The sequence below is a fragment of the Facklamia sp. P12932 genome, from assembly GCF_050409545.1.
GTDB lineage: Bacteria > Bacillota > Bacilli > Lactobacillales > Aerococcaceae > Facklamia.
On sequence record NZ_JBNUPG010000008.1, the window covers coordinates 19,111 to 31,674 of the forward strand.

At 36.5% G+C, this 12,564-nt stretch carries 10 protein-coding genes; all 10 read left to right on the forward strand.

Going from position 1 to position 12,564, the window contains the following annotated elements; translation table 11 throughout:
• Positions 1-26 precede the first annotated feature (26 nt).
• The 10 genes from ACQV2P_RS04890 (at position 27) to rlmH (ending at position 12,548) form a co-directional block, all read left to right on the forward strand.
• Positions 27-710, forward strand: coding sequence for an O-methyltransferase (locus ACQV2P_RS04890; protein WP_428873979.1), 684 nt, complete (start codon positions 27-29; stop codon positions 708-710).
• Between the two features lie 150 nt (positions 711-860).
• On the forward strand, positions 861-1,565 hold the full coding sequence (gene yycF, locus ACQV2P_RS04895) for a response regulator YycF (protein WP_428873980.1): 705 nt from the start codon (positions 861-863) through the stop codon (positions 1,563-1,565).
• 11 nt (positions 1,566-1,576) lie between these two features.
• Positions 1,577-3,427, forward strand: coding sequence for an ATP-binding protein (locus ACQV2P_RS04900; protein ID WP_428873981.1), 1,851 nt, complete (start codon positions 1,577-1,579; stop codon positions 3,425-3,427).
• Positions 3,427-4,851 carry a two-component system activity regulator YycH gene (yycH, locus tag ACQV2P_RS04905; RefSeq protein WP_428882433.1) on the forward strand — a complete coding sequence of 475 codons (1,425 nt, stop codon included), beginning with the start codon at positions 3,427-3,429 and terminating at the stop codon, positions 4,849-4,851. Before ACQV2P_RS04900 ends, yycH begins: the two co-directional genes overlap by 1 nt.
• A 26-nt stretch (positions 4,852-4,877) precedes the next feature.
• Entirely contained in the window at positions 4,878-5,765 is an 888-nt protein-coding gene (gene yycI / locus ACQV2P_RS04910) for a two-component system regulatory protein YycI (protein WP_428873984.1), read from the forward strand.
• 131 nt (positions 5,766-5,896) lie between these two features.
• The gene (locus ACQV2P_RS04915) at positions 5,897-7,693 is read left to right on the forward strand and encodes a DUF2207 family protein (RefSeq protein WP_428894691.1); all 1,797 of its coding nucleotides are present in this window, start codon (positions 5,897-5,899) and stop codon (positions 7,691-7,693) included.
• 19 nt (positions 7,694-7,712) lie between these two features.
• Positions 7,713-9,632, forward strand: coding sequence for a DUF2207 family protein (locus ACQV2P_RS04920; protein WP_428894692.1), 1,920 nt, complete (start codon positions 7,713-7,715; stop codon positions 9,630-9,632).
• Positions 9,633-9,666: 34 nt separating this feature from the next.
• Entirely contained in the window at positions 9,667-10,557 is an 891-nt protein-coding gene (locus ACQV2P_RS04925) for an MBL fold metallo-hydrolase (RefSeq protein ID WP_428876480.1), read from the forward strand.
• Positions 10,558-10,672: 115 nt separating this feature from the next.
• Positions 10,673-11,965 (forward strand): S1C family serine protease, encoded by a 1,293-nt coding sequence (locus tag ACQV2P_RS04930; RefSeq protein ID WP_428873988.1) that lies wholly within the window; start codon positions 10,673-10,675, stop codon positions 11,963-11,965.
• 103 nt (positions 11,966-12,068) lie between these two features.
• A complete protein-coding gene (gene rlmH / locus ACQV2P_RS04935; RefSeq protein ID WP_428874024.1) occupies positions 12,069-12,548 on the forward strand; it encodes a 23S rRNA (pseudouridine(1915)-N(3))-methyltransferase RlmH in 480 nt (159 codons plus the stop codon).
• Positions 12,549-12,564: the final 16 nt, after the last annotated feature.

Here is a 12,564-nt window from a genome sequence, read left to right on the forward strand (position 1 = left end):
CTCTTTATTTATAAGGAGATGAAAGTATGTTAAATGAAATGATGCATCGACCGGTAGTGATGGAATCCATCGTTCAATTTATGCGAGAGGGTCAATTGCCTTTTGAAGGACAAGTTGCAGAGATAGAAGCCTATGCTAACGAGAGAGGAATACCCGTCATTCCTCATGAAACAGCAAAGTTTATTGATTTTTTATGTGCAAGTCTTCAACCCCAGCGCATTTTAGAAATCGGAACAGCTATTGGTTTTTCTGCTAGTTTAATGGCTCAGCACTTACGAAATGATGGACACTTAACCACCATTGACCGCTACCCTGATATGTATGAAAGGGCAAAAGAAAATTTTGCTAAACAAGGGCTAAATAATCGTATTGAACTTCTTGAAGGAGATGCAGCAGACTTATTGCCCCAGCTAGATGAGGCTTATGATCTTATATTTATGGATTCCGCCAAGGCAAAATATATCGAATTTTTACCTGAGTGTATGCGTCTTTTGCGACTTGGAGGGATCTTGATTATTGACGATGTTTTTCAAGGAGGAACCATTTTACACGACGAAAAAGAGATTCCCAAACGGGTTCGTAAAATTCATCGTAAACTCAATGAGTTGCATCAAGTAGTTTTAACTTCCAAAGAACACCGTTCTTGTTTAATTCCTTTAGGAGATGGTTTGCTAATGATTCGTAAAGAATCAGATAAGATTGATTTTTAAAGCCAAAAACAAAGCAATTAAAAGTGTCGTATTTTGACTATTTACATGATAAAGGTATAATATGCATAGAAGAAAAAAGGAGTCGCAAGCTCTATAATAAACCCTTCCTCGTTAATTTTTTTATGAGAAGGAGATAAGGAGTGAAACAGCGTGAAATTAATTCTTGTTGTGGACGATGAGAAACCAATCTCAGACATCATTACATTTAATTTGAAAAATGAAGGATTTGAAGTAGAGACAGCTTATGATGGTGAAGAAGCTCTTGAAAAGTTTGCTGAAAAATCACCTGATCTCATTTTGTTAGATCTAATGCTCCCTAAAATTGAGGGACTCGAGGTGTGCCGTGAGATTCGAAAAACCAGTTCTGTGCCAATTATTATGTTAACCGCTAAAGACTCTGAAATCGATAAGGTTTTAGGCCTAGAGTTAGGTGCAGATGATTATGTGACAAAACCTTTTTCAAACCGTGAGTTGGTTGCTCGTGTTAAAGCTAATTTACGTCGAAATACTGTAAGAGAAGAAGAACTAGAAGCTGCTCAAAATAATGACATCGAAGTGGGAGACTTGATTATTCATCAAGATGCCTATATTGTTTCAAAAAATGGAGTTGAAATCGAGCTAACTCACCGAGAATTTGAATTGTTACATTACCTTTCTTTACATATTGGACAAGTGATGACGCGTGAACATTTATTAGAAACTGTTTGGGGCTATGATTACTTTGGTGATGTTCGAACAGTGGATGTTACTGTAAGACGTTTACGTGAAAAAATTGAAGATTTACCAAGTCATCCGACCTATATTATCACCAGAAGAGGGGTTGGCTATTTTCTTAAGAACCCAGATCAAGAGTAGGGAGCAGTTTAATGAATCGTTCGTTTTTATGGATACAATCGATTTATGTGAAAATTCCCTTGCTATTTGTAGTGATTTTAGTAATCGTTTTTCAGTTTGTCAGTATCTATTTTATTGATCAGTTGGAAACACAGACCGTTACTGCAATGAAGGAACAGATAAATACGCAAATCGATTTTCTTACCAATAATGTTGTCCCCATTTTAGAAGATCAACAATTGACGACTGAAGACCGTAACCAGCGCCTAGAACAGGCGCTGGATTCTTTCAGTTCAACCTATTCCACTAAAATTCAAATTGTTAATTCACAAGACTATCTATTAGCTACTAATGACTTGGCTGAGCGTTCTTCGATTGGAACTCGCACGAATGATGAATTAGTCCGTAATGTTTTAATTAACCAACGTCCCTTAGAGGATGATTATTTCATTCGTTTTCAACAACCTTATCATGTGGTGAAGCCGATTCTTTCGAACAAGGGAGATCGAACCGTCATGCTAGGGGCTATTGCTGTGCAAACAGAAATGGATCGGATAAATGAACAAAGAGAGAAGGTAACAGATCTCTTTTTAAGAGCCATTTTAATTGCCATTTTAGCTGGTTTTATTTTAGCCTTTGTGCTTTCGCAAGGGATTACTACCCCGATTGAAAATATGCGGCAACAAGCTTTACGCATTTCGGAAGGAATATATGATTTTCCGGCTGAAGTCTTTGGACATGATGAAATAGGAGACCTTGCTGTAACCATTAATGACCTGGCTGTAAAAGTTAGAGATGCGCAAGAATCGACTGAATCGGAAAAGCAACGCTTAGATGGTGTTTTAAGACATATGACTGATGGCGTAATTGGTACCGATCGTCGAGGAAATATTCTCTTAGTAAATGATCGAGCCTTACTCTTATTAGACATGTATCAAAACGAAGCTGTAGGTCAGCCGATTTTAGAAACTCTAGGCATTAATGAAAATTATACCTTAGCTAAGTTTTTAAAAGGGGATCATGAGGTTTTGGTTAATCGCTTCGTCGATGGGATGAAGACGGTTTTAAAATGTGAGTTTTCAGTGATCAGGCGAGAAACAGGCTTTGTAACGGGCCTAGTTTGTGTGATTCAAGACGTTACTGAACAAGAGAAAAATGAACAAGAACGTCGTGACTTTGTTTCCAATGTTTCTCATGAATTAAGGACCCCGCTGACAAGTATCAAGTCTTATTCGGAAGCCCTAGTGGATGGAGCTTGGAAAGATGAAATGCTTGCTCCGGAGTTTCTTGAGGTTATACAATCCGAATCTAATCGCATGATTCGGATGATTGGTAATTTGCTAGATTTGTCTAAGCTAGATGGCGGTCAAGTGAAGCCAAACTTTGAATATATTGATTTTAAGCGTTTAGTTAACTATATCCTAGACCGGGCAGAGTTTACCTTAGAAAGTGAAGATAAACCTAAGTACCAAATTGTTCGTCATTTAACCTCAAAAGAAATTTATGTAGAAATAGATCAAGACCGTATTACTCAAGTGATTGATAACTTAATGAATAATGCGATGAAATACTCCCCTGATGGTAGTAAGATAATTGTAACCTTGGCGGATTATCGTGACCATGTTGTATTTAGTGTGAAAGACTCAGGCCTAGGAATTCCGCAAAAAGATCTTCCCTATCTGTTTGATCGTTTTTACCGAGTAGACAAAGCACGTTCGCGCCAACAGGGAGGTACTGGATTGGGGTTAGCCATTTCTAAAGAAGTAATTGAACTTCATGGCGGTAAAATTTGGGTTAAAAGTGAAGAGAATAAAGGTTCAATATTCCTTTTCTCTCTTCCATATACTGAGCTTGAGTTCGAAGATGATTGGGAGGATGCCTAATGAATAAACGAATTTGGATTTCAGTTTCTTTAATAGTGGCTATTCTCATTAATATTGTTTTTTCTTATTTTCTAATTAATAATCAAGCTTTTAAAATGCTTTATCAAAAATATGCTGATTTACCTAAGTCAGATATGCAGATAGGTGAGGTAACGATTGATCAACCCTATTTTCAAACGCATCAGTTAGAACTTACCGACTTGGTCGCCCCTTACCAACTTATTATTAAAAATGAAGGTAAGTACTATCATGCTTATCAATCTCAAGTTCTTCAAGAAGTTCATAAATTAACTGATGAGCCCATCACTGTGCTAGTGGATAATCAACCACAAATTGATCCGATTCAATTGGATGAGATCATGGGCGAAGATCATATCCAATTTATCTATTTGACAAAAATTTCGCTACTTTTATTAGAAGATATGGTCGAAATACCAGAGGGTGCATCTACTCAATTCAAGGTCAACCGTGTCATCCTTCCCGTTGAAAAGCCAGGAAAAGTTTATTTTGTAGATTCTGTCAATAAATCCTTCTTGGAAGGGAGAATTAGACGATCGATAGATATTGAGCAATTGTTTGCCGCTATTGCTACAGGATCTGCTGATCGAATTGAAATGGCTGAATATGAGATTAATCGAGACACAGTGTATCTGCCTAAAGAATCCTTAGCTTCTCCAAGTCAAGTGTATTCTCTTGAAAAAGTACCTGAAAATTATTTTATTGATCCAGTATTTGAAGGAGCTAACTTTGATATTACTCAACCCGACTTAAATAATGTGCGTTCTTATCATACTTATAATAGTAGTTTGATGATTGATGATGACACCAATATTATGACTGTAAACCATCATAATAATCAAATTAACGGTCTTTTAAGGAGTGAAGAGGATTTAGTAACGCAAAAGGATTTAGTAACGCAAAAGGATTTATTGCAAAAAGGCTTAGAATTAGCTGAGCGGTTTAATTATTGGGGGGAAGATGTAAGGGTCTTTTCTGAGCAAAATAACCAGTTGATTTTGCGTCGCTTTTTAGCAGGGATGCCTATCTTTTCAGATCCTACTTTACCGGATTATGGAGCAAGCAAATTGAGATTCACTTCGCAACGCAGTCAATTAAAATTAGAAAAGTTACAAATGTCTTTAGTGATTTTAGGTGTGAACATTTCAGATTTATCTTCACCTCAGCTTGTTGAATCAGGAGCAGAAATTGCTGAGCTTTTAGAAGAACAGAATCTCAAATTCTCAAAATTTAATCAAATTATTTTAGGCTTCGAATGGCAAAAAGATATGGAAAACTTCAAGAAAGTGAATTTGGTACCAAAGTGGTTTTTTGTAGTAGGGACTCAAGTCTATTCGATTGATCAATTAAAAGATGGCAGTCTACGCATTATGCTGCAGCAAAGAGACGCCAGGACCAATGCTTAGCTGACTGAGGATAGAAGGGAGAAAAAATGGATTTCAAAAGGATACAAATTATATTGCTTGTTTTCTTTGTAATTTTTGATATGTTTTTAGCCTATCTCCTAGTAGAGCGCGGAGCATTTGGTCTCAACTTTCAAGACCCGACAGCTCAAATTAATCCCGTTCAGGAAATGAAAGATCGTGGAATTAAATTCAAGGATGCTGTTGAATTGAACGATAATGCTCCTGAATTGGCAGTGTTAAAAAACACCCCTAACAATGAATTGTGGAGTAAAAGACAACAATTACAAAATCAAATTGTTTCACTTGATCCTGATGGCGTCTTGGTTAGTGAATTCTCAAGTCCGGTCGAATTAGACATTTCTCTTGGAGAGGAAACATACAGTTTAACTAATGAAGATTTTGCATGGATTCATGAAAATATCTTAAAAGACCCTACTTACTTTATTAATGGAGAATTTTATTTAAATCATTGGTATTCTCCGCAAGAGCGAATGATTATCATTCGGATGGTGACTAAAAAAGGGGGAAGTTTAGAAGATTCTTCCATGAAATCGGCAGTACCAATTTCTGATGGAACAGCAGAGATTCGTATTTTATTAGATGAAAATTATGACATGATTTCTTATATGCAGACCTATCAAGAGCCTTTTGTACGTTTAGAAGATCAAAGACAATTAATCTCAACCAATGAGGTAATTGCTGTTGTAGAAAACCGAATTGATACCACCTTGCCCAACGATGCTGAAATAGTTTCAATGACTTTAGGCTATTTTCGTTCAGTTGAAACCAAGCAATTTAATTTATATTTACCCGCTTGGGAATTAATCTACTATCGTAAAGAGAGTGGTCAGACGATCTCAGTATTAGTGGATGCTATTAAGGGTAATGTTGTTAACAAAAAACCAAAAAATTAAAAGATAACTTTTTAAAAATTAGTAGTGAAAGAGTAAAGGTGTGAGATATGAAGACTTATTTTTGTTTGCAGACATTACGAAAACACATAATTTATAGCATCATTCTTTCTGTTTTTCTAATTGGAGGAGTTTTGCATCATACAGTAATTGCTCAAGAAAATGCCTATGAAGTCAAAGAACAAAGCATTGAAGCGACAATAGATGCTAAAGGTAGGACCCAAGTACGTCTATATTATCAAATCCAGGCTGAGTATCTGAATCAATTAGAATTAAGTATTCCTACTGAAAATCAGAATTTATCGTCTTATCGAATGGGAATGATCGAAAAAGATCAATCCATTAATTATCTTGCTGAAACTTCTAGTGGAGTAGCAGGAAGCTATCAAATGACTCAAACCCCACAAGAAGCAAGGTTGATTATAAGCTATCCGGTTGTCAATGATACAGTGGAGTATATTATTGAATATGATTTGGAGCAATCAGTGACTAACTACCAAGATGGTGCTTATTTTGAAGGAAGCTGGATTCCTTTAGTCGATACAGCCAAAGAAAGAAAAAGCCAACTGAAGTTGATGATGTCTTTTGCTGGCTTGATTGAGGAGGAAGCACTTTCTTATTGGTTACAAGGAGGAAAAGTAGAAAATAGCGAAATGCTTAATCAAGAAGGTCAAACCACTTTTACTTTGAATCTTTTCATCAATCACCCTACAGAGAATAATGACCTTCTTTCTCTTCATATGTTTTTCCCTAAATCGGTTACTCCTAATAATACCAATATAATCGATATTAAAGGGAAACAATCGATTGAAATTAGAGAAGCTCAAATTCAAAAAGATATCGCTGATCAAGTTAAACAAAAGGAGTATCAATTATTATTAAGAACCTTCTTAGCCATTCTTATTCCTCTTATTGCGACCCTCTTTCTTTATCGTAGCTACCAATTAAATAAAAAGAACGACACAATTCCCATGGTTGAGAAGACTAGATTAGGAATGATACCTGAACCGATGGATGTTTGTTTGATTAATGCGGTTGTTTATGATCAAGCCCCTGGGTCTAATGAGTTAGCGGCTAGTCTGTTAGAATTAGGAAGAAAAGGGTATTTGAAGATTCTTCCGGTTAGAATGAAAAATAGGAGTCACAGTCGAATAAGAAGCGGTTACACTCTGGCTTTTCAATTGTTAGAAGACCGATCAAGATACACCCACCTTCCGAGCCATGAACGCTATGCATTAGAGTTAATTAGCTTAAGTATGAAGGAAGGAGCAGTCATAACTTTAGAAGAAATTATTGTAAAAATTCGCCAACAAAAACAAATAAAGAAGAAATATCAAGATTTGTGGAAAAAATATACTGATGCCATTGAAGTGAAAAGTGTTTCAGCGGATCATTTAAAAAATAAACACAAAAATTTTTCACCTCTTTTAGCCATTGCCAGTAATGTTTTGACAGTCCTCTTTGCTATAGGAATTTCTTACGACATGTTTAATCAGCAAAGAAGTCAATGGTTAGTTTGGATTTTATTAGCGCTTGCAAGTATGCTCATTATTCAATTGGTCTTTCTTTTCTTATTAAGCAAGCAAAAAAAACATCAAAAATCAAATAATCAACAAAGACTCGTTTGGAATTTATTTAAGCAAGACTTACGTAACATCAATCAAATTGATTTAAGGCGATTTTCAACTATTGATCAGTGGGAGAAAATAGTGATCTATGCTGTCTGTTTAGATGAAACAACAACCATTCAACAAGCCTTTACCCATCACTTTGATATGGCAGACTTAGAGAAAGTTAGTAGAAGTCAAAATGCTGATTTTTATCGTGTCCAAGGGTCCGTTGCGAATATATTACAACCAGCTATTAAAGAATGGATTGAATTAATTGATCCTAAAGGCAACTGGTTACGTCGCTTTTCAGAAGGTGACTAGTAAAAGGGGAGGTATTTTAATGTTTAAGCATTTCCTTCAAAAAATCTTGGTTTTTGTAGTCACACCGCTTTGTATTTTCGCTTGTCCATTAAACCCAATAATAAGTGCACAAGAAGTTGATTTTTCAATTACTGAGCAATTCATTAATGCCAAGGTAATGGAAGATGGAAGCGTTGAATTTACAGATTATCAATATTATGATGCAAATTTTATGAACGGTGTCTTATTTGATTTAGATCATGAGGGCTATCAACTTTCAAACTTTTCGGTTGGCGTTAGTGAGGATAGAGAAAGCTCTATTGAGATTTTAGACATAGCAGACAATGAAAATAAAGGGACCTATCAAATGCATGAAGAAAACGGTAGACTTACAAGTAAGATCTTTTATCCCTTAGAAAAAGAAGGCAGGTATTTTGTTTTTCAATATACCCTCGAACAATTAGTCACCAATTATCAGGACACTGCAGAGTTCCTTAGAAAATTTGGGCGCTCAGATTTTACAACAGATGTTCAAATTCGCATTGAACTGCCACAAAAAGCTGAAACTAAAGAAGAGGTTCGTGCATGGGGTTATGGGGCTCCTCAAGGGGAAGTGAAAATTGTTGAAGAAGACCAAAAAACAGTTGTCTATCTAGACGTTCCTCAGCGCACTGCCAGTCAGTTTGTTGAAGGACAGATTGTGTTTCCTAAGGAGTGGACCTCCCTTAACTCGAATAAGATCGATGAAAAGCGATTAGACCAACTCTTAGCAGCTGCCCAAGCTCAAGTCGAAAAAGATGCTCAAAATGTAAATCAAATGAAAATGATTGCCTATATAATGGCTATACTTGGGTCAGTCGGACCGCCTTTATTGCTTTTAATTAGTTTAATGAAATATCGTCATCAATCGAAGCAGTTAAATCCTCACCCCGTTTATGTACCAGATTATTTTTATGATCTACCTGAAGCTACCACACCTGGTCAGATGGCAACAAAATATCTTCGTGAATGGCCAAATGAAGATGACTTTGTTGCGACCCTTTTACACTTAGTTCAAAAAGGTTGGTTGAAAATAGAGGCCCTACCAGGTAAGAAACAGTCTGCTGAGACTGTAAAGATTATTCCTCTTTACTGGGGTCCGGATTATCCTGAGGGTATATTAGAGCATGAGAAATTTGTTTGGGATTACTTTACTCAAGCAAATGAAGGAGCGGGTGTTACTTTAGCACAATTAGACCAGTTAGCTGAAGATAATCCTTCATTTCGTAAGAAACAATATCGTTATTGGTTACGATTTAAAAATAAATTAGCAGTAGAAGGTGAACAATTTTTAGGCCAAGCCTTAGCTGAAACACGAAAGATTGAAATGGCCAATAATACAGCTCTTATTTTAATAATTGCTGGAATTATTATTAATTTACTCTTTCTATATAGTTTGGATATCGCTCGGTTATTACCAATGAAACTAATCGGGGTGATTATCGGAATTGGAATAGTCTTATCAGTTGGACTATACATCTATATGCGAATAATCATGAAAAAACGACCACTTATGACCACCGAACAACAAGAAATGAGGGATAAATGGCGTGCTTTCAGCAAGATGTTAAAAGATATTGGGCGTTTTAATGTTAGAGAAATTGCCTCTTTACCTCTTTGGGAAGAATATTTGGTCTTTGCAACTAGTTTAGGAGTAGCGGACAGGGTTGTTAAAGCGATTGAAATGGAGTTTAAGCCGAGTGAAATTCATGCCCAAGAGCACAGGCCCTATACATTGGCGCACCCATACCTCTATGGGTCTTTATTCCGTAATCAAGTGACTCAAACTATTCATTCTGTTTCCCCTCAAACAACAGCTCAAGGTGGTTTTGCAGGGAATAATAAGGGTGGATTCGGAGGTGGTTTCTCTGGCGGATCGATGGGTGGCTCCGGCGGTGGAACTTTCTCTGGAGGATTTTAGGTAAGTGTGTAGAACGGAACAGGAGTGAACGCAAATGAAAGAAGCAAAGTTAAAATTTGAGCAACAATTATATACCAACTATCAAAGTCAAACGGCTAAAGAAAAGATAGAAGATATTTCAGCTCAACGGACTGATTTAAGCTTCTCAATTTTAGCAAGTGGCTCAACTGGCAATTGCACTTATATTGAATCGGGCCAAAAAAGATTTCTAGTTGATGCAGGCTTAAGTGGGAAAAAAATTGAGGCTTTATTTAAACAAATCGATCGAGACCTTAATCTAATCGATGCTATCTTCGTCACTCATGAGCACAAAGATCATATTCATGGGGTGGGAGTTCTTTCTCGACGGTACAATCTTCCTATATATGCTAATAGAGAAACTTGGAAGGCCATGGATCGAATGATTGGTGAGATTGCTCCAGAAAACAAGCAGTATATTGAACCGGAGACCATGTTACAATTGGGTGATATTGATATTGTGAGTTATAATGTGAGTCACGATGCAGCCCAACCACAGTTTTATGCCTTTCAAAAAGGCAATAAACAATTTGTAATGTTGACGGATACAGGTTATGTTTCCGATCGATTGCGCAGTCAACTTAGGAATGCGGATGCCTATTTAATAGAGGCTAATCATGAAATTGAACTTTTGAGATATGGTCCTTATCCTTGGTCTGTAAAACAACGTATTCTTAGTGATAAAGGTCATTTATCTAATCAAGATGGAGCACTAGCTATCCGAGACTTAATGGGATCCAAAACCAAAGATATCTACCTCGGACATTTAAGTCAGGATAATAATACCAAAGAATTAGCCATGTTAACGATGGAAGACACTTTACAAGCTTATGATGTGGATACTGTAAGGGATTTAAAACTTCATATGACAGATCCAATTAAGGCCACACCTATTAAAAAAATATAAACAGATCTCAAATTTCTACAATTCACTTTAAAATTAACGATGATAATTCATACTTTCTTAAAAAAACAGTGTTATAGTTCATTCTGTAAGTATAATAGAAAGGACGTATAGTAAAATGAGAGAAGAATATAATCAAAATGATGGCACAAAACGTTGGCGTAAAATATTTGTGGGTCTTTCAGGCATGACTCTATCATTATTATTGGCAGGTAGTTTGAGTTTTAATAATGATTTTTCGGCCTTTTCACAAGAACCCTCTCAGGTGGAAAGCACCATTAAAACTGCCGACTCTGTTCAACTACCAGAAAATGAACAGAATATGGTAGACACAGTGGATCAGGCAAGTGAGGCAGTGGTGTCCATTGCAAACATGCAAAAAAGTTATCAAGGATTAGATCCTTTTTGGGAATATCAATATAACCAATACTTCATACCAGATGAAGAAGATCAAGATTTGCAAGTGATTGGAGAAGGGTCAGGAGTTGTCTATCGCATAGATGGCGATAAAGCATACATTGTTACCAATCATCATGTAATTGAAGGAGCAGATGCTTTAGAAGTTCGTTTAAAAAATGGTGAAACTGTCAAAGCAGAAATTATTGGAAGTGATGCCTTAAGTGATTTAGCTGTAATAACAATTGATGCTTCTGCAGCAAGTAAATCCTTAGAATTTGCTGATTCTGATAATGTTCAAGTTGGACAAGTCGCTATTGCAATTGGTTCACCCTTAGGTAGTGAGTTTGCAACATCAGTAACTAAAGGGATTGTTTCTGGTTTAGATCGATCTGTGCCAGTGGATTTAAATGGCGATGGTGTACCAGACTGGGATATGAGTTTACTGCAAACGGATGCGGCCATCAACCCTGGTAATTCAGGAGGAGCCCTCTTAAATTCTGCCGGCCAATTAATTGGAATTAATTCAAGCAAACTATCAGCGACCGATGTCGAAGGAATGGGCTTTGCCATTCCATCTTCAGATGTAGTGGATATTATTGGCCAACTTGAGAAAAACGGCGAAGTCGTTAGACCTGTATTGGGCATCCGTTATACTAGCTTGAGATTAGTCCATCCAGATTATCGCACCCAAGTAATGGGCTTGAATGATGAAGATGTAAAGGGGGCCTTTATCCGTGAAGTAGAACCTGAAGGGTCTGCTGCTAAAGCTGGTCTTAAAGAGTACGACTTGATACGTGCTATTGATGGCAAGGAAATAGAGACGATTAATGACTTGAAAAAATTCCTTTATGAATATAAAGTTGGCGATAAAGTGAAATTATCTATCCGCCGTGCTAAAGAAGACATGGAGATAGAAATCACTTTAGAAGCAGCGGTTGAAAACCCGACAGAAATTCAGCCTTTCCCATCCGAAGAAGAGTCTGAAGAATCGAATAGTGCAGTTCCTTACTAGTTTATCCACAAATATACAGGCTTATCCACAGCATTTAAAATAAACTGTGGATAAGTCTTTGTTTTATTAACAGTTATCCACCTAATGAAAGGAGTAAGGAATGATACGTGTTGATATAATCTGTGTGGGCAAAGTCAAAGAAAAGTACATTAAAGCAGGAATGTCTGAATATCTCAAAAGATTGTCAGCTTATGCAAAGGTTTCAATTCATGAAGTAGCCGATGAATCAACTAAAGAGCAAATGACTGACACGGAGGTTGAACAGCTTTTAGAACAAGAGGCTGAGCGCATAGAGAAGAAATTAAATAAACAAAGTAAAGTTTTTGTTTTAGCTATTGAGGGAGACTTAATATCATCAGAGGATTTAGCTGAATCAATCAATCAATTTGCTACTTATGGACACTCGCACATTAGTTTTATTATTGGCGGGTCTTTAGGATTGGCTGAACGATTAAAAAAAACAAGTGATAAAGCTATCTCATTTGGTAGAATAACGCTTCCTCATCAGTTGATACGACTAGTTTTAATTGAACAAATCTATCGAGCTTTCCGCATTTTAAACAATCATGCCTATCATAAATAAGTACAAAAAACCTCAG

Bases quoted from the DNA above. Each gene is read 5' to 3' on its own strand.
- yycI (WP_428873984.1), top strand. From the start codon at position 4,878: ATGGATTTCAAAAGGATACAAATTATATTGCTTGTTTTCTTTGTAATT.
- yycH (WP_428882433.1), top strand. From the start codon at position 3,427: ATGAATAAACGAATTTGGATTTCAGTTTCTTTAATAGTGGCTATTCTC.
- ACQV2P_RS04920 (WP_428894692.1), top strand. From the start codon at position 7,713: ATGTTTAAGCATTTCCTTCAAAAAATCTTGGTTTTTGTAGTCACACCG.
- ACQV2P_RS04890 (WP_428873979.1), top strand. From the start codon at position 27: ATGTTAAATGAAATGATGCATCGACCGGTAGTGATGGAATCCATCGTT.
- ACQV2P_RS04930 (WP_428873988.1), top strand. From the start codon at position 10,673: ATGAGAGAAGAATATAATCAAAATGATGGCACAAAACGTTGGCGTAAA.
- ACQV2P_RS04925 (WP_428876480.1), top strand. From the start codon at position 9,667: ATGAAAGAAGCAAAGTTAAAATTTGAGCAACAATTATATACCAACTAT.
- ACQV2P_RS04900 (WP_428873981.1), top strand. From the start codon at position 1,577: ATGAATCGTTCGTTTTTATGGATACAATCGATTTATGTGAAAATTCCC.